The following is a 24546-nucleotide window of genomic DNA, read 5'->3' on the forward strand; positions in this document are numbered from 1 at the left end:
CTGTCATTTCTAGTTTTCGCTTCACGTATTAAAAATAAGCCCTCAACTGCACATTTCCGGTATGTATCGCCTTGCTTGTCTCACTTTTGCGTCCCTGGTAATTGACGTTGATATCAAGGAATTGTGTCAGGTTCTTTTGCAGGAGCAGGCGCCAGGTAAGGTTCTGTCCCGGCAATAATCCTTCGAGCATATTGTAGGCGGCAGGGGAGAGCTGGTTGCCCGTAAAGTCATTTTTATACAGTGAGAATTCCCCACTTGCGGTAAACTGCTTTTCCGAAGCGTAGTTGAAGGATGTTCCCAAGCGTTGCTGGTACAAGGTTTCAAGTTCGCCGATCCGGTTCTCTTTACTTCTATATTCATAGAACAGGTCCCAACTGGCATTGCGCGAAAAGATATACGACACTTTTGGACCTGCCAAATACCCCTCTATTTCAAAATTCTTGCTGCCATAGTTCTCCGAATAGGTATCACTTTTTATGGTTTGCCCGTTAAAGTTGAGCAGCCATGTTTTCTGGATGAGGTGCGTATATTGCAGCTGGTGCGAACTGTTGCTGTTTTCCTGCGAGCCGACCGTGAGCAGTGTTTTTGCCCTGTTGCTGAGGTACGTATAGGTAACCGAATGGTCCTGCTTGCCACGGTTGTAAAACAGGCTGTTCCTGATGCTTGAGGTAAGCCCGAGCAGATCCTCTTCGCTTGATGAGAACGGGTTGAGGTCGAAGTTACCATTATTCCGCTCTATCTTCCGGTCAATAAGATAAGAGGTTTGGTTATAAAAGTAAGAGATGAATTTCCGGAAGCCTTTTTCGTTTTGCCATTGCATAGGGTTTAGCGTGAGAGACTGCGAGAATTTGTTCTGGTGCGTGCGTACAAATACCTGATTGGGCAGGAACACTCTTACGAACGTTGCCTGGTCGGGGAACGGCGCGATCTCAAACTCCTGCAGTTCCTGTATGCCGTTGCCGTTGTAGTCATTCCAGGTATACACACCCTGCCCGGGTTCCACTTCCAAATAGGTAAATTCCTGCTGTGCGATGGTGCCCGATGTGGTTTCGTAGGCAGTGGTTACCTGTACGAGCTGGTTCCAGTAGCGGTCATTATAAAGTAAGCGCGAGTTGAGTGAAGGCTCGTCTTTAAAAGCCGGGTCTTCAAAAGTAAGGCGGCGGTAGTTGGCAAACAGGGTCAGGTCGCTTTTTTCGGTTTGCAGCAGGCGCGATCTCAGGTAATACGAGTTGGAGGTGTTCACCTTTTGCAGCATACCGTTCACGAGGCTGTCGTTCACGCGCCGCAGGTAGCCCAGTTCCACATATACCTTGGTGCTATCGCCACGCCCCACGAAAGCACCTGCCTCGCTAAATCTTTGGCTTAATGCCGTGTACTGGCCGGTTGCCTTTATCTTTTCCTGATTGTCTTCCAAACGTACGCTTCCGCCCACCCAGTTTTTCGAAAAATGATATTTGGCCAATGCCTCATTGCGAACGAACGTTGAGGTAGAATAGTCACTGTCGCTGTCCAGGATGCTCCCGCGGTTCAGCACCATAAGCCTGTTGAATTTAAATTGACCGTCGACCACATGGCGCGTACCGGTAAACATTCCGGAGAAGTCGAGTTTTTCCAGCTGGTAATTCACCTGCCCTTTTTTAGGAATGCGAAAAGTAGTTCCTGTTACGAGGTAGCTTTGGTTGGCGTTAGTGGTTATGATGTTGGCAAGGTTCCAGTCGCGCCCGAACTCGATGTTGAACAGGCGTTCTATCGTCCTGAAATCTTTTTGTATGAACTGGTAGTTGGCAAAGGCATCCACCTCAAATTTGCCTGTGTAAAGCCTTTGCTTCGCATCGATCTTTCCGGCAAGGCCTCTATTGTTGTCATCGTCGATGGGGGAGTAGAGGTTGAGGTCGTTGTTGCTTAATCCTGCTTCAAAGTCAACCAGTGTCTTTTCTGAAGGATTATATTTCCCCATTACGGTAGCGATTTGGATCTTGCTTGGTGGCGTTATGCGGATAATGGGTTCATAATTGCCTTGTGGAATGCCGTTTACCGGGGCAACATATTCATAAATGCGCCCTACTGCCGCGGCATTTGCCAAAATGTAGCTGCCCAGGTTATTGCCCAGCAGACTGAAGCGTACATTGTACAGTGTTTCCTCGGGATCATTAGAATATTCAAATACCTCCACACCATTTACGGTCACTTTGCGGTACAGTATCTTTTTCTCCGAATAGGTATCCACATACGCCGACGGTGCGGTCATCAGGTTGGCATTGTCACCGGCTTGCTGCAAGGTCGCCACCTGCTCCTCGGTAAGGTTTTGCTGGAGCGGCTGGTTCTTTACATCATTTTCCGAATATAAGTAGCCGCCAATGCTCCAGTCGTCACGTTCGTGCGTTACGCCGCCGTAGGTCACAAAGCGGGTATAGCTGCGTTCGGAATACTGGTATTCTACGTTGATGCGCATCTCTGAAGTAATAGGGAATAGCGATGTAAAGATGATCTCGCCCGCATTGTAATCGATGATGTAGTCATTGTTCTCGCCGCGTTCCAACAGGATGCCGTTGACAAAAACCCGCTCCGAACCGGAGATCACAAGCACATACAACTCATCGTTAGTGCCGCGCAGCTTGTACGGTCCCTGGTTGCCTTCCTGTCCGGTAAAGGTGCTGCGGGCATATTGGCCCCTTACTAATGCCGCCGCCGTAAATATTGATGTTTTCGCGCCTTCCTTGCCAAAAGTGAACGCTGTGGAAAGCCCCTGCACTTTTTTACTGAAGTTGAGGAAGCGTGACTGGCGGTTCTCCAGGAAGAGGTCGCCTGCGCGTATGTTCCAGGTATCGCTGAACATTTCGATGAATATCTGGTCGAACTCGTCGAGTTTTTGCGAGTAGCCGCCCTCCTGTAACGGTATGTTGGTATCTTGTATGGAAGCCCGGAGACTTACCTTGTCGGATAATTTTCCCGTGATCTGAAGGTCGAGGTTGGAGTTGACCACCGCACTCTGGTTGTTCCCTACTGTGATACCCCGTGTGATGCTCCCCGAAGTCGTAAGGCCATCAAACGGCCTGAAAGTGCTCAGCGGGTCACGGGTCACCTTGTAGCGGTTCTCCATACCGGCATCGTTGCTAACCACACGGCTCTGGTCGTAAATGCTGTATTTTTTTGTCAGATGCTCGGGATAGCTGAGGTAGCGCAGGGTAAGGGTATCGGAGGTGCGGAAACCGTTCCTGAAAACAAGCCGTGCTGTCCTGAAATCCACACTGTAATTGCTGGTGTCTATGTCTTTTCCCGCTGCGTCCTGTAATTTAAAGAACGCCTTATTGATGCTCACGCTGTCAATGGCAATGGTATCGCGGTCGGCGGTTATCCTGCGATTTTTATAAGGCGTAGTTATTTCCTGCCCGTAAAGCGCGGAAACACAACATAAAAGCACCAGTAAAAACCTCTTTTTCAGCATCACTACAGTATAACTCTAAAATGGCAAAAGTAGTGTATTCCTTTTAAAAGTTCCGGGTACCGCGTTTCCTCAAAGAGGTAATATTTACCCTTTTGTAATAGTGAGCAGGATGAATGATGAAGTTTATTCCTTTGATCGAGGGGCCTTTGTAACGATCTGCATCGTTTCCCGGCTCACCTGGCGCACCAGTACTTCTTTACCTTTGGCTACCGCATCGGCCGATCTTTCGTTAAAATGCCTGATAGTATACAGCGATACATTGTCATTATAAGTCACTTTGAAATTTTTGGACAGGATGCTCTTCAGTTCCCGGAAGTTGCCGAACTTATCATCTACACACACCGAGAAGCTGATGGCCGAATTCTGGATCAGGTGTACCTTCATTTTGTATTTGTGCAGCAGGGAAAATATCTCACTGATGTTCTCCTCCATGATGAAAGAGAAATCAAGCGATGACAACGATATGAGCAGCTGGTCTTTTTTCACGATAAAGCACGGCGCGTGCGGCTCGAGGTCGGCACCCTTACTTACAGAAGTGCCGGGCAACAACGGGTTCACGAATGATTTTACATATAATGGGATCTCTTTTTTCAGCAAGGGCTGCAATGTTTTAGGGTGGATCACTGTCGCGCCGTAAAACGCCAGCTCTATTGCCTCACGGTAGGAGATCTGGTTGAGCAGCACGGCATTCTCAAAATACCTTGGGTCGGCATTGAGTACGCCCGGCACATCCTTCCATATCGTTACGCTTTCCGCATTTAGGCAGTAAGCGAAAATGGCCGCCGTATAATCCGAGCCTTCACGGCCAAGGGTGGTGGTAAAATTATTTTCATCCGACCCCAAAAAGCCCTGTGTTATATTGAGGCTGTTCATTGTTACGTTTTTCGAAATGAGCTGCTGGGTTTGCTCCCAATCTACGATCGCATCACGATAGGTGGTATCTGTTTTGATGAGCTCACGAACGTCAAGCCACTGGTTCTTCAGGCCTCGGTAATTGAAATAATGGCTTACGATGGTTGTCGAGATCATCTCGCCCTGGCTCACGATCTGGTCGTACACAAAGTTATAGTTGGGCGACTTGTTGTTCTTCAGGAAGCTTTCAAGGTCGGCAAAAATATGGTTCACCGCAACAAACACCGGGTGCTTGTGATCCTCAAAAAGATCCATCAATATCTGGTTGTGGTACTTTTTCACTTCCTGCATGGCCGACTGCAGCTCCGGCGATCTCGAAACATAGTCCTTTATCACTACCTCCAGTGCATTGGTCGTTTTGCCCATAGCCGAAATGACAAGCAGCACATCATCATGCCCTACCTGCTGCAACACTTCGTACACATTTTTAATGCCGTCGGCATCTTTTACCGATGCGCCCCCAAATTTGAATACTTTCATCGTGAATATAATTTAATACTTCCTTTCAAATAAATTTTTTTATCACATAGATACATAGGTAAAATGTCCTAAAGATGTGGCAAATGCCTCATTATAGTACACAGAAGTCTAAGCGACGCTTCATCTGTGATTATTTATGACCCCTCTTGCCTCATTTCAACACTGCAATAACTATGTGCCTATGTGGTTAAATTTTTAAAAAATCTATTATAGATCCAACGTAAACTTTGTAATGCCCTCCTCATTCATTTGTACCGTCAGCCAGTCCTGCAATATTGCCGCGCCCGAGCGTTCGTAAAATTCGATGGCGTTGCTGTTCCAGTTGAGCACCACCCACTCTACACGCCGTACGCCTTCAGTTTTTGCGAACTTTATCACTTCCTTATACAGTGCGCTTCCGGCTCCTGTGCCGCGCTTCTCCTCTTTGACGATCAGGTCTTCCAGGTGGATGGTCTTGCCTTTCCATGTCGAATAGCGGTAATAAAACAGCGCCATAGCGATCACTTCACCATCGGCCTCAGCCACAAATGTATGGAACAATGGTATGTTGCCAAAGCCATCGCGCACCAATTCTTCCACGGTGACCACCACAGCATCGGGTTCCTTTTCAAATGTAGCAAGCTCTTTAATAAGGCCCAGTACAGCGGGCATATCGGTTATCGTTCCCTGGCGGATGATCATTGACTGTTACTGTAAAATTCGATCAAAAATACACTTAAAAAATGTTTAATGATAAGTTTCGGTTTCATATCACAAAAATTTCGATATTTGTGCCCTCAACACAACTATAACGTTTTCGTAATGGAAGAAAGAAATAAGACATTAGGCGAGTTCATCATCGAGAAGCAGGAAGACTTCAAATATTCTTCCGGCGAGCTGTCCAGGCTCATCAACTCCATAAGGCTTGCCGCTAAAGTGGTTAACTACAAGGTGAATAAAGCCGGATTGGTAGATATCATCGGTAAGTTCGGCGAGCAGAACGTGCAGGGCGAGGACCAGCAGAAACTGGATGTTTATGCCAATGAGATCTTCATGCAGACGCTCATTAACCGCGAGATCGTATGTGGCATCGCCTCCGAGGAGAATGACGACTTTCTTACCATTGAGGGACACGATGGCGCGCACAATAACAAATATGTGGTGCTTATCGACCCGCTCGACGGTTCTTCCAACATAGATGTGAACGTTTCGGTAGGTACTATCTTTTCCGTTTATCGCAGGGTAACACCTGTAGGGTCGCCGGTAACACTTGAGGATTTCCTGCAGACGGGTGATAACCAGGTAGCAGCGGGCTATGTAATATATGGCACATCAACCATGCTGGTGTACACGACCGGAAATGGAGTGAATGGCTTTACACTGAACCCTGCCATAGGTACGTTCTACCTTTCGCACCCTAACCTGACCTTCCCTAAAGACGGTACCATTTACTCTATTAACGAAGGCAACTACGTACATTTCCCGCAAGGGGTAAAAGACTATATCAAGTACTGCCAGCTTGAGGAAGGTGACAGGCCGTACACCTCACGCTACATAGGTAGCCTGGTAAGTGACATACACCGCAACATGATCAAGGGCGGCATCTATATTTATCCTACAAGTTCAAAAGCGCCAAACGGTAAGCTGAGGCTGCTGTACGAATGCAACCCGATGGCGTTCCTGGCCGAACAGGCAGGCGGAAAGGCATCTGACGGACATGGCCGGATCATGGAGATACAGCCTACAGAGCTTCACCAGCGCGTACCGTTCTTCTGCGGAAGCGCCAACATGGTGGAAAAAGCGGAGGAGTTCATGGGGAAATATAAATAGTTCAGGGTTCTGTGTTTGGGAGGCCTCACTCCAGCCCTCTGCAAGGGAGAGGGAGGAGCTTCACTCATACGGATCTATTTGCCGGATCATTAGCTATGATAATTAAGGGTCAATGAACTTTAAAGTCAACGTTCCTGCTCCCCGCTCCTTTGAAAAGGGGTTGCGGGTGAGGTCTGAAATAGATCAGAAAACAAAAAGTCCCATGCGCGAACATGGGACTTTCTGTATTTAAAACGTATTATATTACTTGTTCATGTGTTGCATTTCGTAAACGAAAGTGTCTCCGTCAACATTCATTACCAAAAGCGATAGCGCTTTATCTACGATATAGTTTACGTTGCCCGGTGTAAAGCCCAGAGCAAGCGCAAAGCGTGTAAGTATCTCTTTTTGTTTTGGTCCAAGTACATGGTCGGCATATACCATCCTCGAAAGGTCGTAAAGGCGCTCCAGGCGCTGCACATGCAGGTGCGGCGGGTTGATCGGGTATTTCAGCGGGCTTTCAAGGATTTCCGCGTATTCATCCGGGGTAATTTCCAGCTGTTTGGCAAGCTTGTCAAGGAACAGCCTTTCTTCAGTGCTAAGGTGCCCGTTCTCCATTGCAACCCTTACGATAGCAGAAAAGTGCCCTTTGTTCCTGTCTTTAAAGCCGCTATCAAATAGATCTGAAATTGACATATAGTATTTGTTAAAATTTGGTGCAAATATACTTCTATATTTCAGCCTGATATAATTTTTTATAAGATTTTTGACCGATCAGGCGTTATAGAGATATAACCCTAAAGATAGTTCATAAAAATGATGTAAGTTTACATTTTAAACGAAAATTACTACCCATGTCCGATCTTTGGCTGTACTTCAACATAGGCCTGAAGCACGTGCTCGACATCAACGGCTACGACCACGTACTGTTCCTCATGGCGCTTTCCCTGCCCTACACCTTCAGGGACTGGAAAAAGGTGCTCGTGCTGGCTACCCTGTTCACCATTGGGCATACGCTGTCGCTGGTACTCTCCGTGTTCGGGGTGGTAAAGGTAGACAGTGCCGTGATCGAATTCCTCATACCCATAACCATACTCATAACCGCACTATACAACATTTTTAAATGGGCCAGAAAGTCGGGTGGAAAGGACGATAACCTTACCTTCATTTCGGTGACCACGCTTTTTTTCGGGATCATCCATGGGTTGGGGTTTTCCAATTACTTCAAAGTGGTACTGCCGCCTACAGCCGATGAAAAATTGCTGCCGGTGCTCGAATTCGCCCTGGGCATAGAAGCCGCACAGATCATTGTGGTAGTGGCCATGCTGCTGCTGGGGTTCGTGGTGCAGGAATTCCTGAGGTTCGCCAAACGCGACTGGATACTTATCATTTCGGCCTTTGTGGCAGGTGTTGTGGTGCCAATGATCATTGGCAGTGAGATCTGGTAAAAATTTATTGTTAGACATTGACCGCGCTTACTTAGGCGGAATTACAGATGAAAGAAAAGAAACAGAACAAATACGACAGGGCCTATTTGAGGATAGCCCGCGAGTGGGGGCAGCTCTCCTACTGCCAGCGCAGGAAAGTTGGCGCAATTATTGTAAAAGACAGGATGATCATCTCCGACGGTTATAACGGGACGCCATCGGGGTTTGAGAATTGCTGCGAAGACGATGCCGGCCTTACCAAGTGGTATGTGCTGCACGCCGAAGCCAATGCTATACTAAAAGTGGCCCGTTCAACACAATCCTGCGAAGGCGCAACGCTCTATATTACCATGTCGCCCTGCAAAGACTGCAGCAAGCTGATCCACCAGTCGGGCATAAAGCGCGTGGTGTACAAGGAAGCTTACAAGGACAATTCGGGCATCGAATTCCTTGAAAAGGCAGGGGTAGAGGTGGCGCACCTTTCGGACCTTGAGCACATACAATGAACGTAAAGAAAATATACCTTCCCATAATACTGTCGCTAACGCTGGCGATAGGGCTGCTATTAGGCAGCTTCCTTAATTTTCCTGCCGAGAAGCGCGGGATGATCTCAGGCTCCAATAAGAGCAAGCTCAACAAGCTTATCGACTTCATCGAAAGCGAGTATATCGACCCTGTGGATACCGATTCTATCGTAGACCTGACGGTGAACAGCATCCTCGAGAAGCTCGACCCGCATTCGGTATACATCGCAAAGAACGAGATGGAACAGGTGGCCGAAAGCATGAAAGGCGACTTTGTAGGTATTGGCGTTAACTTTTACATGTATAAAGATTCGGTTGCCGTCATCAAACCCATACCGGGCGGGCCATCAGATAAGGTGGGCATAAGGCCGGGCGACCGCATACTTTTTGCCGGGAAGGATAAGCTTTTTGGGCGCAAGCTTCAAAATGACACACTGTTCTCCAAGTTAAAAGGAAAAGAAGGCTCTACTGTCGACCTTACCATTTTCAGGAAGAGTGAGAATAAGAAATTCAATGTGAGCGTGACCCGCGATGTAGTGCCTATAAAAAGCGTGGATGCCGCGGTAATGGTCAGCCCTGCTGCAGGATACATCAAGATCAATCGTTTTGCGGAGACTACTTATGACGAATTCAGGGCGGGACTGACCTCGCTGAAAAAACAGGGCGCGAGATCGCTCATCATCGACCTTCGGGACAATGGCGGGGGCTATCTTGAGAAAGCTGTGGAGATCGCCGATGACCTGCTGCCTGATGGGCGTGTCATTGTAAAAACACGCAACAAAAAGAACCGTGAAGACATAACCAAAGCTACCGCAGGCGGGCTGTTTGAAAGCGGACAGCTCTATGTACTGATCAATGAGAACAGCGCTTCGGCCAGCGAGATCCTTGCCGGGGCCATACAGGATAATGACCGTGGTACTATAGTAGGCAGGCGTTCTTTCGGAAAAGGCCTGGTGCAGCGCGAAATGCCATTAGGCGATGGCAGTGCCGTACGGCTTACCGTAGCGCGCTACTATACACCTTCAGGGCGCTCTATACAGCGCAGTTATGCGGATGGCGGCGAGAAATACTTCAGTGATTTTGAGAAGCGCTTTGAGAGCGGCGAGCTGTACAGTGCCGACAGCATTAAGGTGGCCGATACACTAAAGTTCAAAACGCTGAAAGGCCGGATCGTGTATGGCGGCGGCGGCATTATCCCCGACTTGTTCGTGGCTCAGGAAGGCAAGCATGGCGACGAGCAATTGGCCCTGCTGATGCAGAGTGGCATTGTGGGGTATTTTGTTTTCGAGCAATTGGACAGAGAGAGGGCGCGATACAAAGGACTTAGTTCAAACCAGATCACCGAAAAAGTTACCGCTACAGATAAGTATTTCACAGCTTATGATGCCTACCTCAGGAAGAATGGGCTTGTGTTTGACCTTTCAAAGCAAAAGGAAAGGGTTAAACGCTACCTTGCGGCAGAGTTTGCAAGGCAGTTATCAGGAGATAAGGAATATTATTCACTGTTGCTTAAGGAGGATAACATGGTAAAGGCTGTGCTGGAGAAGAAATAGCGGATACGGTTCGTGATGGATGGATTATGGGTTCTTGTCGAAATCTCTCACGACAATTGTCTTAGCCAATAGATCTCCGAGCCGTTGCCTTTTTGGGGTGTTCCTGATAAGTAGAATGCCCACTAATCCAAAAAAGAACATGTCTGCTATATCAGGCAAATGTCTTTTGAACGATTGTGCTATTGTCGGCTTGCTTTTGACTTCATTATCTGATACAGGCTTTAGTCCGACAATACCGTTGCCAATGGTTGCACCTAAGAACTGCTCTGTCAACACTGTCATTGTAAACCACAATAGTGGCGGAACTAAGCCCGGAAGTCCTGATACCGAATAGCTTCCATCGTCATTTGGTTCTCCATAATGTATAATGTAGGCGTAGGTGAAGCCTACTATCAGTGTGTAATCCAGTAAACCTGCGAAAATGCGTCTGCCGATATATATGGGATTAGTCATCATTTGAATTTCAACAAATATAACGATAATAAAATGTGGCCAACATTTTTCCTTTAGCGACGACACCCGTATACTTACAAACTCCTAACCACATACGTCACGATCCCCCAGATCGTAAAGTTATTATCATCGGTTACCCTTAGCGGCTTGTAGGCAGGGTTCTCAGGCATGAGGTATATGCAGTCAGTATCAACCTTCAGGCGTTTTACGGTAAATTCCCCATCGATCAGGCAAATAGCTATTTTTCCGTCAGAAGGCTCAAGGCTTCGGTCAGACACCAAGAGGTCGCCATCGCTTATCCCGGCATTGATCATGGAGTTGCCTGCCACCCTGATGTAAAAAGTGGTCAGCGGATTTTTGACCAGCTCCTTATTGAGGTCAATACGGTCCTGCAAAAAGTCCTGTGCCGGCGAGGCAAACCCCGCAGAAATGCCGTGCGTAATGAACGGCAGCCTACTATCGGTCTCTGTATCGGGACATATAAAATTAAGCGGCTGTACTTTTTTCATTCTTCACATTTTATAGTTAGCAGCTTTGCAAAATCGGTGGTATATCCGTTGGAAAGCATGTTTTGCTTCATGTCCCATGTTTTTTTCTCCTGTGCCCCAAGACGTATGATGCGCTCACCCATCTTGCGGTTCACTTTGTCCATGGTTTTCATAAGCTGCAAATGCTTAGGGTTTTCATCCAAAAAAAGGTTGAACTGCCTGTTGTCTTCTGGTATCAGCTCTGTGACTATTACACCTGCCTTTTTGAATAGTTTGGTTTCGGTGCTGTCCATAAGGTTTTTCAACAATTGTATGGATGCGTTACTTATCGTCAGTGCCGAGTTGGTCGCAAACGGTAGCGTTGCTGCCTGGCTGTAATGATATTTGGTGTCTTCTATCTTATGCTTGTCGGCTACGAGCATCACTATGACCGTGTGGCAGCACGAACCCTGCCGGCGCAGCTTCTCCGCGCACACGGTGGCAAATGTGGAAACCCTTTCGCGGATCAGGTCATAGTCGGTGAGCTGTTTGGGAAAGCTGCGTGTAGTGGCAATACTTTTCTTATCTATGTCAATCGGGTCAGGACCGAGTACTGATCGCCCTTCCAATTCACTTTTCAGGCGCAGGCCCACCACCCCCATCTCTTTACGGATCCACGGCTCTACCCATGGCTGTATGAATTCGTATGCAGTGAGAACATTCATGGCTTTGAGCTTGCGTGCCGTTCTGTAGCCAATGCCCCAAACATCACCTATCTTGAGCCACTTCAATGCCTTGATTCGTTTTTCTTCAGTATCTATCACATAGGCGCCCTTAGTATGATCCTGAAATTTTTTAGCGATACGATTGGCGGCTTTGGCGAGCACCCGGGTCGGTGCAATGCCCACACAAATGGGCAGGCTGAGCCAATTCCCGGCCCGTGTGCGCATCTGCATGCCATAGTCGTGGTAATCTTCCACCCGCATTCCTGTAAAGTCTAAAAAGGCCTCATCTATGCTGTATATTTCTACGTTGGGTGTAAAGTGCTCCATCAGTTTCATGAGTCGGTCGCTCAGGTCGCCATACAATGGGTAATTGGATGAGAATACACCCACGCCATGTTCTCTGAGCAATGGCCTGATCTTAAATTCCGGTACGGCCATGCCTATGCCTAGTCCTTTTGCCTCTTCACTCCTGGAAATGATGCAGCCATCGTTATTGGATAAGACCACGACCGGCTTTCCCTGCCATTGAGGCTGGAATACCCTCTCGCAGGATACGTAAAAGTTATTGCAGTCGATGAGTGCATACATAGGGCAAATTTAATCATTATATGAATATAATCTTTTAATGATTGAAAATAATTACACTGTATACTGCCATGGTTAAAAAAAGAAAGCGCATTACAGCCAAGTAATGCGCTTTCTTTTGTAATAGTGAACTATTATCGTATCAGCATAGTGACCATTGAAGGGCTCAATCCTATCCCGATGCTTACCAGCAGAGAGATCAGCGCGACCGCACCGTACAAAAACGGCAACGGCTCCCTTTTCTCAGTATCTTCTTTAGTGTACATGGCGAGTATAAGCTTAAAGTAATAGCCAACGCTTATTATTGAGTTAATGACAGCTATGATCACAATGGCGATATGACCTGTCTTCAGCACTTCTGTGAAAAGGAAAAGTTTTGCAAAGAAGCCCGAGAAGATCGGTATACCCGCCATTGACAGCAGCGCACAGGTTAGTATACCCGCCATCATGGGGTTCGACTTGCCCAGCCCGTTAAAGTTGAATATATTCTCATTGCCTTTCCCCTGGCATACATACAGCACGACCGCAAAGGCTGCGATACCGGTAAGCGAATAGGCAGCGGCATAGTAGAACAGCGTGCCTGAAGTAGCTATTGGGTTATACAGCACCATCAGCATGAAGCCGGCGTGCGATACACCCGAGAAAGCAAGCATACGCTTTACGTTGTCCTGTTTTAATGCCATGAGGTTACCAACGGTCATCGACAGTACGATCACAATGGTAAGCATGCTCATGTAGTGTCCCGGCAGTTGGTCGGTCATGCTCAATATCAGTTTAAAGAAAGCAGCAATAGAAGCTACTTTTGCAAGGGTGCTCATGGTTGCCGTAGACAGGGCAGGGGAGCCCTCATAAACATCCGGTGACCAAAAGTGGAACGGCACGATCGCCATTTTAAAAAGAAGGCCTATGGTAAGAAGTACCAAACCTATCAGGAAAAAGTCGGATACGTTTGCCATTTTGATGTCGCCAAGGTTACCGTCAACAACGGCTTTGTATATTTCTGCAGTATCAAATGAACCTGTTGCGCCATATATCAAAGCGATCCCGAAAAGGATGATACCCGATGCGAAAGCCCCCATCAGGAAGTATTTCATGCCGGCCTCGTTGCTCTTAAGGTTCTTCGGTTCGCTCGCCGCCAGTACGTACAATGATATGGATAGTATCTCAATGCCAAGGAAGAACATGGAAAGGTTGCCGAACGATACCATGGCGATAGCCCCCAGAAGAAGGAACAGCTTTATGGCAACAAAGTCGGATATTTTCGGTTTGTGCTCCTTGTGGAAATCGTGTGAAAGCGCGATCAGGAAAATTGCCAGAAGGATAAAGAGGCCCGAGAAGCTTAGCGAGTACCTGTCGGTAACGATCATGTTGTTGTAAAAGCCCTGTACCACGTCTCCGGATGATATAAGCTCCCTGTATTCAACCGCAGTAAGGCCAAGCGCACCCAGCAAACCGATGATGGTCACCGGTATGATCGCTTTCCTAAAATTGAAGATCTCAGCTATAAGGCATATAATCCCTAATCCTGCAATAGCTATTAATGTATTCATTCTCTACGGCTTAATTAAATCTGTTTTATGTATATCAAGGTCCTCTCCAGTTCGGGCGAAATAAAATCTACGATCGGTTTGGGGTACAGGCCGAAAAACAGCAGTACGCCAATGATGAGCACCATAACAAGTCCTTCACTGAAGTTAATGTCGGCAAATACTTTTGCATTTTGTTCGCCAAGCATTACCTGCTGGAACATGCGCAGCATATAAAATGCGCCGAGTATAATGGTAGTACCGCCTATAACTACCAGCCAGATATTTGTCTGGGCAAGGCTGTACAGCACTTCAAATTCACCCACGAAGTTGAATGTTCCCGGCAGCGCTACCGAAGCCAGCACCAGTATCATGAACATTGATGTGAACTTAGGCGCCTGTATCCTGATGCCACCCATTTCGCGGATGGTATCGGTATTGAACCTGCGGGAAATGATCTCTGAAGCAAAGAATAACCCAACAACCACAAAACCGTGCGCGATCATTTGCAGCATTGCACCACGCAATCCGTCGAGCGTCATGGTATATACACCGGCCGCAATGAGGCCAACGTGTGCGAGCGACGAATAAGCCAACAGCTTTTTAAGGCTGTCCTGTTTCAAGGCCAGGACCGAGCCGTAAATAACACCTGCGATACACAGGCCTACTATGATGTATTGGTACTGTATAGCCGGTATCGGGGCGATTGGCAGCTGCCACCTGATGATACTGTATATCGCCATTTTCAGCATGATGCCCGAAAGCAGCATGGTACCTGCGGCAGGGGCTTTTTGGTACACATTGGCCTGCCATGTGTGGAAAGGTATGATAGGTATCTTGATGGCATAGGCCAGGAAGAACGCCGCGAATATCCAGTTTTGTTCTGTCGAGGTCAGGCGCAGGTTGTATAGCGTTGTATAAAAGAACGAATATTGTTTTTGGTACAGGTAGATGAACGCCACCAGCATGAACAGTGATCCGGCAAAAGTGTAGATGAAGAATTTCACCACCGCCTTTTTACGCTCTTCGGTATTGCCGCCGCCCCAGATCAATGCTATGAAGTAGATAGGTATAAGCGCCAGTTCCCAGAAAATGTAGTATAGCAATCCGTCTCCGGCAAGAAAAGTACCTGCCATGGCAAATGCCATGAACATTATCAGCGCATAAAATGCCCTTGTTTTAGGGAACAGGTTGCCAAATGATGATGCCACAATGATAGGAGTAAGCGCTGTAGTAAGCAGCACCATGGTAAGCGATATCCTGTCGCCAATAAAGAACAGCGTTATTTTTGGCGATTTTATCCACGGATACATGAAGTTTACGGTTTCACCCACATAGTAACGATATGTAACATATATGGTAGCTGCCAATGCCGCTGTGCTGAAGATAAGCGCCGCTTTTGAAGCCCACTTATCGCCTACAAAGTACGTGGCCGCTGCCCCGAATAATAAAATAATGAGTATAAAAGATACGTCCATCAGTATGAATTATTTTACCAAAAATATATAACCTATTATTGAGCAGATCCCCGCAACGAAAACGAAAAGGTAAAAACCTACGCTGCCGTTCTGTATTGTTTTGCCTTCCGCGCTAAGCATATTGGCAACCCATCCAAGTCCGTATATGAACCCGGAAATGGCAGCTTCTGTAATGTTCTTAAAGAATGAGCCAATGGCGTATATCGGCTTTACGATGATCGCCATGTATATCTCGTCCACATAGTATTTGTTGTAAAGTACCTTCACTATACCGGTCTGCTTTCCATCCGGTGCAGGTACAGCGCCGTTCTTAATGTACTTAAAGTACGCGATGCCAATGCCTATAAGCGCTCCCGCTACCGCAATGCCCATAAGCATGTAGGTTGTGCTGTCAAGCTCATGATGATGAGCTGGTTTTGCCATTATCGGGGCAAGGTAGTGGTTCAGCCAGCTGTTGCCCGGCAGGCTTATCGCGCCGCCCACAAGGGCAAGTATCGCCAAAACGATAAGCGGTATCGTGATAAGAGATGGCGACTCGTGAAGGTGGTGTTTTTGCTCCTCTGTTCCCCTAAAATCTTTGTAGAATGTAAGGTACAGGAGGCGGAACATATAAAATGCCGTCATGATCGAAGCTACCGAACCGATAACCCAAAGTACCGGGTTTTGGTGGTAGGCCGTCATTAAAATTTCATCTTTAGAGAAGAAGCCTGAAAATGGCGGAAGGCCCGAAATGGCAAGTGTAGAGATAAGGAACGTAGCGAACGTTATCTTCATTACTTTGCGAAGGCCGCCCATGTTGCGCATGTCCTGCTCGCCGTGAAGTGCGTGTATAACCGAACCCGAGCCAAGGAACAGGCAAGCCTTAAAGAATGCGTGCGTGATCACGTGGAATACGGCTATCTCATAAGCGCCAAGCCCAAGGGCAAGGAACATAAGGCCCAATTGTGATACGGTGGAGTAGGCCAGTACTTTCTTAATGTCATTTTGCACAAGGCCGATGGATGCCGCGACCAATGCTGTAACAGCACCTACTATGGCAATAATGCTTTGCACATCCGGCGTAAGGTTGAACAGGAAGTTCATTCTCGTGATCATAAAGATACCCGCCGTTACCATCGTTGCCGCGTGTATCAATGCTGAGACCGGGGTAGGGCCCGCCATTGCATCCGGAAGCCAGGTATATAACGGTATCTGGGCGCTTTTACCACAAGCTCCTATGAAAAGGCATAATGCGGCAATGCTCAGCCATGTAGGGTCAAGGGTCCAGCCGTTATCGATCGCAGTTTTTATCTGGACATAATCCAGTGAATGGAAAAGGTAGCCGATGATGAAGATACCGATGAGGAAACCAAGGTCGCCAATACGGTTCATGATAAAAGCCTTTTTGGCGGCATCGTTATAATCCTGGTTCTTGTACCAGAAACCGATAAGAAGGTACGAGCAGAGCCCAACGCCTTCCCATCCGATGAACATGATAAGCAGGTTGCTGCCCATTACCAGGGTGATCATGAAGAACACGAACAGGTTCAGGTAGGCAAAGAATTTGTGGATGTTCTCATCATCATGCATGTAGCTGATGGAGTACATGTGGATGAGCGTACCGATACCGGTAACGAACATAAGCCACAGCAATGAAAGCTGATCCAGCTGGAAGCCAAAGTCAACCGAGAAGTTCGCCAGCCGCATCCATTCGAAAACGTTCACCATAATCGGTTCGCCTGTATTCACTACCTGCAAAAAGAAAGAAAGTGTTACGCCAAACGACACGGCAACTGCTACTGTCCCCAAGGTACCGGCCGCATTCCTGCTAAGCTTTTTCCCAAAGAAAACGTTGAACAGGAACCCTGCAAACGGCGCGAATAATAATAGTAAAGCCAAATTTGTATCCATCAGGCGCTATCCTTTTAAATTTTTCAAATTATCAATGTCAATGTTAGTCAGGTTCCTGTATACGGCTACCAATATAGCCAAGCCTACCGCAACCTCGGCAGCCGCGACCGCCATCGAGAAGAATACGAATACCTGCCCCTGCGCATCCTGGTGGTAGGTAGAGAACGCTACCAGCAACAGGTTAACGGCGTTGAGCATGATCTCTATCGACATGAACATAACAATGGCATTCCTCCTGTATAATACCCCGAACGCACCCACGCAAAACAACAGCGCTGAAAGGTAGACGTAATTTTCGAGGCCTATTTCCTGTAATATATTTTCCATACTAACCGTTAATATGTTCTTTTTTAGATAACAGTACCGCACCGATCATCGAAACCATCAATAGTATCGAAGCCGTTTCAAAGGGTACCATATATTCGTTGAGTAATACCTTTCCGAGTACTTTGATCGATTGGAAGTCTCCGGTAGCTGTTTTGTATTCCAGCTGCGGCTGGGCTTTCACGAAAGTGGCCAACAGTACGAACGCCACAAGGCCGAATGCCACTACTGCGGCTATCCGTGTGAGTACCGATTTGTTCTTCTCGTCCTCTTTATTGAGGTTCATGAGCATTATCGTAAAGAGCATAAGGATCATGATGGCACCCGAGTATACGATGATGTGTACAATGGCAAGGAACTGCGCGTTCAGTAACAGATAATGCCCTGCGATCGAAAAAAAGCAAATTACAAGATAAATGGCGCTGTGTATCGGGTTTTTGCTGAAAATAGTCAAAAACGCCGAGGCAAGTGTAATGGCCGATAAGATGTAGAATATAGTTGTCATCATGTTATTTCGCCATTTGTGGTTTTTTCGTGTTACTGATAGCCATGTCAAGCGGCATTACCAGTTTGTCTTTCCCAAAGATGAAATCTTCCCTGTCGTTGTTGGCGCGTACCATTGTCCTTGACTTGGTAAGGTAAATGGCCTGTTTAGGACACGCTTCCTCGCACAATCCGCAAAAAATGCAGCGCAGCATATTGATCTCATATATCGAAGCGTACTTCTCTTCCCTGTACAGGTGCATTTCGTCCGGCTTGCGCTCCTCGGCCTTCATCGTGATGGCCTCGGCAGGGCAGGAGAGGGCGCACAACCCGCAGGCAGTACAGCGCTCACGTCCTTCGTCGTCGCGCATCAGCATGTGCTGGCCGCGATATACCGGACTCATTTCGCGGGTCTCGTCCGGATATTTGATAGTTACTTTACGGGTGAATAAGTGCCTGATGGTGATCATTAGGCCCTTAAAAATAGCCACAAGGTATAGGCTTTCCCAAAAAGTCATCTTTTTGTTGGAAACCTCCTTCTTGCGTCCCGATAATGACATGGTTTCTATTGACATAATATTTCTTTTAACCTGGATAGTTTAGAATTTTAATGTACCGTCGCTTATCAATATAACGAGCCCGGTAATGATTATGTTGGCTATGGCCAATGGTATCAGCATCTGCCATCCAAGGCGCATCAGCTGGTCATAACGGAACCTCGGTATCGTCCAGCGCACCCACATGTAGAAGAAGATAAAGAAGCACAGCTTGGCGAATAGCGCGCCCATACCAATGATGTTGGCAAGGTTTACGCCCCAGTTGTCCTCCACCCACTGCATGCCCGGGTAGTTATACGCGCCAAAGTAAAGTACGGCCAGGATGGTCGATGATATGAACATACTCGCATATTCGGCGAACAGGTAAAAGCCCATTTTCATTGACGAATATTCGGTATGGTAACCCCCGATAAGCTCGGCCTCACACTCGGCAAGGTCAAACGGCGTACGGTTGGTCTCCGCGAACGAGCATACCAGGAAGATAAGGAAGCCAACTGGTTGGTAGAAAACGTTCCAGTTCATGCCTTCCTGTCCGGCGGCGATCTCTTTAAGGCTCAATGTTCCGGTCATCATTACTAACGCAATGATCGAAAGGCCCATCGCCACTTCGTAAGATATCATTTGCGATGAAGCACGCATGGCGCTCATCAGCGAGAATTTATTGTTGGAAGCCCATCCACCGATCATAATACCATACACACCTACTGACAGTACTCCAAATATGTACAGCATGGCGACGTCAATATCGGTAGCCTGAAGGATGATGTCGCGGCCAAAAAGGTGTAGTTTGTCGCCCCACGGTATAACGGCACTGGTCATGAGCGCGGTACTCATCGAGATGAACGGTCCCGCGATGAACAGGAACCTGTTCGGGGTGTTCGGGAAGAATTCCTCTTTCGAGAAAAGCTTCAAACCGTCGGCAAGGGGCTGGAATAAACCTCCCGGGCCTGCACGGTTAGGGCCAATACGGTCCTGTAGCCATGCGGCAATTTTCCTTTCAGCCAATGTAGAGTACATTGCCATGAGCATCGTCAGTGCGAAAACCGCAATGATCACAACGCTTTTTTCTATGATAATAGCCTGATCCATTATATGTTCCCTTCTTTAAATGGCTGTAATTCGTCTGTTTTGAGCGGAATGGCCGTCATACTTATCTTCTTGCGGTCCTGGTCGCGCCCAAGAAGGATATTCTTCTCGGTCTCAATGGTAACCGTCTCCAGTTTCCTGGTATAGTTGTTCTGGTTGATAACTGAGTCCTTTTCGAATTTGCGAGGGCCTTCAATAACCCAGTCTTTTGTGTCCTTACGATCAAAGCGGCATTCGTTGCAAATGAATTCCTCTACTTCGTGGTATTCATCCTTGCGCGCCGTAACCCTTTGTATCTCTTCACCAAACATCCAAAGTGTGGTTTTGCCGCAGCACTTGTCGCAGTCCCTGTGAGCGTTATACGGCTTGTTGAACCATACCCTCTGCTTAAAGCGGAATGTCTTATCGGTCAACGCGCCTACCGGGCACACATCGATCATGTTTCCGGAGAATTCATTTGTCACCGCTTTAGAGATACAGGTGGATATCTGCGAGTGGTCGCCGCGGTTCATTACACCATGTACCCTTGTATCGGTAAGCTGGTCGGCTACCATTACGCAACGGTAGCACAGTATGCAGCGGTTCATATGAAGCTGGATGTTCGGGCCAATGTTTTCCGGCTCAAAAGTCCTTTTCTCCTCAATAAAGCGTGTTTTTGCTGAACCGTTCTTAAAGCTCAGGTTCTGCAGGTCGCACTCCCCGGCCTGGTCGCACACAGGGCAGTCCAGTGGGTGGTTGATAAGCAGGAATTCGGTTACCGACTTACGGGCATCCACAACCCTTTCGGATGTAATGCTCTTTACTTCCATGCCGTCCATACAGCCCGTTACGCACGATGCCATTAGTTTTGGCATTGGGCGCGGGTCGGCCTCGCTGCCTTTGGCAACTTCGACAAGGCAACAGCGGCATTTGCCTCCGCTTCCTTTCAGTTTGGAATAGTAGCACATGGCCGGCGGAACGGATTCGCCGCCTATCTTACGCGCAGCCTGCAGGATGGTGGTCCCCGGTTCTACGTCTATTTCCTGTCCGTCTATTGTTACTTTCATTTTTCTTATGTTGGAAAGTCGAAGGTCATAATGTTTTTCAAGTCATTGATACGACTTTATAACTTTCGGCTTTATAACTTTATAAACTCTTATACAACTTCTTTTGCTACCAAATGCCTCACCTTCTCAAAAGGCTCGGCTACAAAGTGGTCACGGTTCTTAACTTTTTCCGGGAAGCGAACATGGTATTCAAACTCCTCCCTGAAATGGCGTATCGCTGCTGCCACCGGCCATGCTGCCGCATCGCCAAGAGGGCAGATGGTATTGCCTTCTATTTTCCTCTGGATGTCCCAAAGCAGCTCGATGTCCTCTTCGCGGCCGTGGCCGTTCTCGATACGGTGCAATACTTTTTCCATCCAGCCTGTACCTTCGCGGCATGGCGAGCACTGCCCGCAGCTTTCGTGGTGGTAAAAGCGTGAGAAATTCCACGTGTTGCGCACGATGCAGGTAGTATCGTTGTATACGATGAACCCGCCCGAGCCCAGCATTGACCCTGATGCAAAGCCGCCCTCGCTAAGCGATTCGTAGCTCATCAGCCTGTCGCCGCCCTCAGCATTTTTGAATATCAGGTGCGCGGGAAGGATCGGCACCGAAGAACCTCCGGGAACCAGAGCCTTCAAAGGCCTGTCGTCCATCATGCCACCCAGGAACTCATCAGAGTTCATGAATTCGTCAACGCTCAGTCCTAAGTCTATTTCATATACGCCCGGGTTTTTACAATGGCCCGAAGCTGATATCAGTTTTGTACCTGTAGAGCGCCCTATGCCTATTTTGGCATATTCCGCGCCGGTGTTGTTCACGATCCACGGCACTGCCGCGATCGATTCCACGTTGTTCACTACGGTAGGATTGGCCCAAAGCCCGCTAACAGCAGGGAATGGCGGCTTTATCCTCGGGTTGCCCCTTTTGCCTTCCAGCGATTCGATAAGTGCGGTCTCTTCACCACAAATGTAAGCACCGGCACCACAGTGCACGTGAAGGTCAAGGTCAAAGCCCGAACCTAATATGTTTTTACCCAGCCATCCGGCGGCATAGGCTTCTTTAATAGCATTTTCCAATATCCGGAATACCCACATGTATTCGCCACGGATGTAGATGTATGAAAGGTTACAGCCCAGCGCGTAGCTCGATGTGATCATCCCCTCGATCAAAAGGTGCGGTATGTACTCCATGAGGTAGCGGTCCTTGAAGGTACCCGGCTCCGACTCGTCGGCATTACAAACCAAGTGTCTCGGCTTGCCCGATTTCTTGTCGATAAAGCTCCATTTCATCCCTGTAGGGAAACCCGCGCCACCGCGCCCGCGAAGGCCCGATGTTTTTACTTCCTCCACCACTTCGTCCGGGGTCATGCTTTTTATGGCTTTTTCCACAGAGCGGTAACCGCCTACTTTGCGGTATATCTCATAGGTTTTTATCCCCGGCACCTGTGCGTGCTCTAATAATATCTTTTGTCCCATACTTATTCTGTAATGGTCAGTTTATGTAAATCTATTTTCCCTGCCCTGCAATCCTCGATCAATGTATCGATCTTCTGCTTGTCAAGGTGCTCTTTATAATGATCGCCAAGCTGCATCATCGGGGCATAGCCGCAAGCGCCAAGGCACTCTACGCCGACTACCTGGAACATGCCGTCCGGCGTTACTTCGCCTTCCTTTACGCCCAGTTTTTCGCAGGTATAGTCCATCATGTTCTCGGCACCACGAACGGCACAGCATGATGTCCTGCAAAATTCGAACATGAATTTCCCAATAGGCTTTTGGTTGTACATGGTGTAGAACGATACCACCTCATATACCTCGATCGGCTTGATGCCAATGATCTCGGCAACCTTGTCCTGAAGCGGTATGCTCAGCCAGTTGTCGTGCGCGTCCTGCACATCATGAAGGATAGGCAGCAGTGCCGATTTCCTTTTGTCGGCAGGGTAGTGGCTAAGCAATTCATCGATCCTTGCCTGAAGCTCAGGAGTGATGTTTATGTTTTGTTTCGCGTTTGAGATCTCCATAGTCTTAAGCGTCTAATTCGCCTGCAATAACATTGAGGCTTGATAATGTTGCAATGGCATCGGAAAGCATCTGCCCCCTTACCATGTCGTTGAATGCCTGGTAATAAATAAAGCACGGCCTGCGGAAGTGCAGCCTGTATGGTGTACGGCTTCCGTCGGTTATAAGGTAAAAGCCCAGTTCCCCGTTGCCACCTTCTACCGCGTGGTATACTTCGGTCTTTGGCACAGGTATCTCGCCCATAACTATTTTAAAGTGGTAGATGAGGGCTTCCATATTGGTGTAAACATCTTCTTTTGGCGGAAGGTAATAATCCGGTACATTGGCGTGGAAAGGGCCTTCCGGCAACTTGGCCAATGCCTGTTTGATGATCTTGAGGCTTTCCCACACCTCGGCATTACGCACGCAGAAACGGTCGTAGGTATCGCCCGATTTCCCAACAGGTACGTCAAACTCAAAGTCTTCGTAGGAGCTGTACGGGGTCATTACACGTACGTCGTAGTCAATGCCGGCCGCACGTAGGTTCGGGCCGGTAAAGCCGTAGCTCATTGCTTTGTCTGCAGATATCGGGCCAACGTCAATAGTGCGGTCCATGAATATCCTGTTGCGTGTAAGCAGGTTCTCGAAGTCTGCCCATATAGCCGGGAATTCTTCAAGGAATTTGTCTATCTTTTTAAAGGTTTCCGGGCTCCAGTCCCTTTCAAAGCCTCCTATGCGGCCCATATTGGTCGTAAGGCGGGCGCCGCATATCTCCTCGTATATTTCGTAAATTTTCTCCCTGTACTGGAATACGTAAAGGAAGCCTGTCAGTGCGCCCGTATCCACACCCAGTACCGAGTTGCAGATGATGTGGTCGGCAATGCGCGCCAGCTCCATGATGATCACGCGAAGATATTGCACCCTTTTCGGCACCTCGATGTCAAGGGCTTTCTCCAGCGTCATCCACCAGCCCATATTGTTTATGGGCGAGGAGCAGTAATTCATCCTGTCTGTAAGCGGTGTTATCTGGTAAAATGGTCTGTTTTCGGCAATTTTCTCGAAAGCGCGGTGTATGTAGCCTACTGTTGGCTCGCCGTCTATTATCCTTTCGCCATCCATAAGCAGGATGTTCTGGAAAATACCATGCGTTGCCGGGTGCGTTGGCCCAAGGTTCAATATGGAAAGCTCGCTGCCGTCTTCATTCTTCCTTTGCTCGATCAGCTTGGCATAGCGGTGTTCCGGTGGTAATAACAGGTCTGACATTTATAAATGAATTATTCCTGGTTAATTATGAGCATTATCGGTTATCCTTCCAAAGAAACGGTCGTCCTTGTCGGTACGGCCCCCGTCTTCCATAGGGAACTCCTTCCGCATCGGGAACGAGGTCATCTCGTCCATGTTCAGGATCCTCTTCAATTGCGGATGGCCTTTAAAGATGATGCCGTAAAAATCATACGTTTCGCGCTCCTGCCAGTTGGCGCCCAGGAACATCCCGGTAGCCGTATCGATCTCAGGGTTCTCTCCGTTAAGGAAGCACTTGAAACGGATGCGCACATTATCCATCCAGTTGTGCATGTGGTAAGCCACCGCAAACTGCCTTTCAATGTCGTTATCAGGGTAATGGATGCCGCACACGTCGGTAAGAAAGTTGAAGCGCAGTAGAGGATCGTTCTTAAGGAAGCCCATCACTTCGGCCATTGAAGCAGAACCTACTTCAAATGACAATATATCGTTTTGCAGGATAAATCCGGTTACTTTGTCGCCGAATTTACCGGTAAGCTTTTCTTGTATTACAGATGTTTCTAAAGCCATTTGTAC

Annotated in this window: 23 protein-coding genes; 4 read left to right on the forward strand and 19 right to left on the reverse strand. The window is 47.9% G+C overall.

Going from position 1 to position 24546, the window contains the following annotated elements:
• Positions 1 to 28: 28 nt before the first annotated feature.
• From ACT6R0_RS00745 to ACT6R0_RS00755, 3 genes are all read right to left on the reverse strand, one after another.
• Positions 29 to 3445 (reverse strand): hypothetical protein, encoded by a 3417-nt coding sequence (locus ACT6R0_RS00745; RefSeq protein ID WP_444650390.1) that lies wholly within the window; start codon positions 3443 to 3445, stop codon positions 29 to 31.
• A 123-nt stretch (positions 3446 to 3568) separates the two neighbouring features.
• Complete coding sequence (locus tag ACT6R0_RS00750; RefSeq protein WP_444650391.1) at positions 3569 to 4837, reverse strand: aspartate kinase; 1269 nt, start codon at positions 4835 to 4837, stop codon at positions 3569 to 3571.
• 207 nt (positions 4838 to 5044) lie between these two features.
• Positions 5045 to 5518, reverse strand: coding sequence for a GNAT family N-acetyltransferase (locus ACT6R0_RS00755; protein WP_444650392.1), 474 nt, complete (start codon positions 5516 to 5518; stop codon positions 5045 to 5047).
• 120 nt (positions 5519 to 5638) lie between these two features.
• Here ACT6R0_RS00755 and fbp point away from each other — a divergent pair, with 120 nt between their 5' ends.
• Positions 5639 to 6646, forward strand: coding sequence for a class 1 fructose-bisphosphatase (fbp, locus tag ACT6R0_RS00760; RefSeq protein WP_444650394.1), 1008 nt, complete (start codon positions 5639 to 5641; stop codon positions 6644 to 6646).
• Positions 6647 to 6889: 243 nt separating this feature from the next.
• On the opposite strand, the gene ACT6R0_RS00765 is transcribed toward fbp, so the two are convergent.
• Positions 6890 to 7321 (reverse strand): tellurite resistance TerB family protein, encoded by a 432-nt coding sequence (locus ACT6R0_RS00765; protein ID WP_444650396.1) that lies wholly within the window; start codon positions 7319 to 7321, stop codon positions 6890 to 6892.
• Between the two features lie 158 nt (positions 7322 to 7479).
• Here ACT6R0_RS00765 and ACT6R0_RS00770 point away from each other — a divergent pair, with 158 nt between their 5' ends.
• From ACT6R0_RS00770 to ACT6R0_RS00780, 3 genes are read left to right on the forward strand one after another with little or no spacing between them, the layout of a single operon-like run.
• A complete protein-coding gene (locus ACT6R0_RS00770; RefSeq protein ID WP_444650398.1) occupies positions 7480 to 8073 on the forward strand; it encodes a HupE/UreJ family protein in 594 nt (197 codons plus the stop codon).
• A 47-nt stretch (positions 8074 to 8120) separates the two neighbouring features.
• A complete protein-coding gene (locus ACT6R0_RS00775; protein ID WP_444650400.1) occupies positions 8121 to 8558 on the forward strand; it encodes a deoxycytidylate deaminase in 438 nt (145 codons plus the stop codon).
• Positions 8555 to 10129, forward strand: coding sequence for a S41 family peptidase (locus tag ACT6R0_RS00780; protein ID WP_444650402.1), 1575 nt, complete (start codon positions 8555 to 8557; stop codon positions 10127 to 10129). The genes ACT6R0_RS00775 and ACT6R0_RS00780 overlap by 4 nt, the downstream gene beginning before the upstream one ends.
• 24 nt (positions 10130 to 10153) lie before the next feature.
• Here the strand turns inward: ACT6R0_RS00780 and ACT6R0_RS00785 are convergent, their stop codons facing one another.
• From ACT6R0_RS00785 to ACT6R0_RS00855, 15 genes are all read right to left on the reverse strand, one after another.
• The gene (locus tag ACT6R0_RS00785) at positions 10154 to 10585 is read right to left on the reverse strand and encodes an RDD family protein (protein ID WP_444650404.1); all 432 of its coding nucleotides are present in this window, start codon (positions 10583 to 10585) and stop codon (positions 10154 to 10156) included.
• A 71-nt stretch (positions 10586 to 10656) separates the two neighbouring features.
• Positions 10657 to 11091: a LexA family protein gene (locus ACT6R0_RS00790; RefSeq protein WP_444650406.1), complete on the reverse strand. Its 435-nt coding sequence runs from the start codon at positions 11089 to 11091 to the stop codon at positions 10657 to 10659.
• Positions 11088 to 12362: a Y-family DNA polymerase gene (locus ACT6R0_RS00795; RefSeq protein WP_444650408.1), complete on the reverse strand. Its 1275-nt coding sequence runs from the start codon at positions 12360 to 12362 to the stop codon at positions 11088 to 11090. Before ACT6R0_RS00795 ends, ACT6R0_RS00790 begins: the two co-directional genes overlap by 4 nt.
• A 131-nt stretch (positions 12363 to 12493) precedes the next feature.
• A complete protein-coding gene (locus ACT6R0_RS00800; protein WP_444650410.1) occupies positions 12494 to 13909 on the reverse strand; it encodes an NADH-quinone oxidoreductase subunit N in 1416 nt (471 codons plus the stop codon).
• A gap of 14 nt (positions 13910 to 13923) precedes the next feature.
• A complete protein-coding gene (locus tag ACT6R0_RS00805; protein ID WP_444650412.1) occupies positions 13924 to 15363 on the reverse strand; it encodes a complex I subunit 4 family protein in 1440 nt (479 codons plus the stop codon).
• A gap of 9 nt (positions 15364 to 15372) precedes the next feature.
• Positions 15373 to 17253, reverse strand: a complete 1881-nt coding sequence (nuoL, locus tag ACT6R0_RS00810) for an NADH-quinone oxidoreductase subunit L (protein ID WP_444650414.1) — start codon at positions 17251 to 17253, stop codon at positions 15373 to 15375.
• 6 nt (positions 17254 to 17259) lie between these two features.
• Entirely contained in the window at positions 17260 to 17580 is a 321-nt protein-coding gene (gene nuoK, locus ACT6R0_RS00815) for an NADH-quinone oxidoreductase subunit NuoK (protein WP_444650416.1), read from the reverse strand.
• A 1-nt stretch (position 17581) separates the two neighbouring features.
• Positions 17582 to 18085, reverse strand: coding sequence for an NADH-quinone oxidoreductase subunit J family protein (locus ACT6R0_RS00820; RefSeq protein WP_444650418.1), 504 nt, complete (start codon positions 18083 to 18085; stop codon positions 17582 to 17584).
• 1 nt (position 18086) lies between these two features.
• Positions 18087 to 18635 (reverse strand): NADH-quinone oxidoreductase subunit NuoI, encoded by a 549-nt coding sequence (nuoI, locus tag ACT6R0_RS00825; protein ID WP_265174771.1) that lies wholly within the window; start codon positions 18633 to 18635, stop codon positions 18087 to 18089.
• 24 nt (positions 18636 to 18659) lie between these two features.
• The gene (gene nuoH / locus ACT6R0_RS00830) at positions 18660 to 19706 is read right to left on the reverse strand and encodes an NADH-quinone oxidoreductase subunit NuoH (RefSeq protein ID WP_444650420.1); all 1047 of its coding nucleotides are present in this window, start codon (positions 19704 to 19706) and stop codon (positions 18660 to 18662) included.
• On the reverse strand, positions 19706 to 20749 hold the full coding sequence (locus ACT6R0_RS00835; RefSeq protein WP_444650422.1) for a 2Fe-2S iron-sulfur cluster-binding protein: 1044 nt from the start codon (positions 20747 to 20749) through the stop codon (positions 19706 to 19708). The genes nuoH and ACT6R0_RS00835 overlap by 1 nt, the downstream gene beginning before the upstream one ends.
• 89 nt (positions 20750 to 20838) lie before the next feature.
• On the reverse strand, positions 20839 to 22206 hold the full coding sequence (gene nuoF, locus ACT6R0_RS00840) for an NADH-quinone oxidoreductase subunit NuoF (RefSeq protein WP_444650424.1): 1368 nt from the start codon (positions 22204 to 22206) through the stop codon (positions 20839 to 20841).
• 2 nt (positions 22207 to 22208) lie between these two features.
• Positions 22209 to 22751 (reverse strand): NADH-quinone oxidoreductase subunit NuoE family protein, encoded by a 543-nt coding sequence (locus ACT6R0_RS00845; RefSeq protein WP_444650426.1) that lies wholly within the window; start codon positions 22749 to 22751, stop codon positions 22209 to 22211.
• 4 nt (positions 22752 to 22755) lie between these two features.
• Positions 22756 to 23991: an NADH-quinone oxidoreductase subunit D gene (locus ACT6R0_RS00850; RefSeq protein ID WP_444650428.1), complete on the reverse strand. Its 1236-nt coding sequence runs from the start codon at positions 23989 to 23991 to the stop codon at positions 22756 to 22758.
• A gap of 21 nt (positions 23992 to 24012) precedes the next feature.
• Complete coding sequence (locus ACT6R0_RS00855; protein WP_444650430.1) at positions 24013 to 24540, reverse strand: NADH-quinone oxidoreductase subunit C; 528 nt, start codon at positions 24538 to 24540, stop codon at positions 24013 to 24015.
• Positions 24541 to 24546: the final 6 nt, after the last annotated feature.

Source organism: Flavobacterium sp., assembly GCF_052437795.1.
GTDB lineage: Bacteria > Bacteroidota > Bacteroidia > Flavobacteriales > Flavobacteriaceae > Flavobacterium.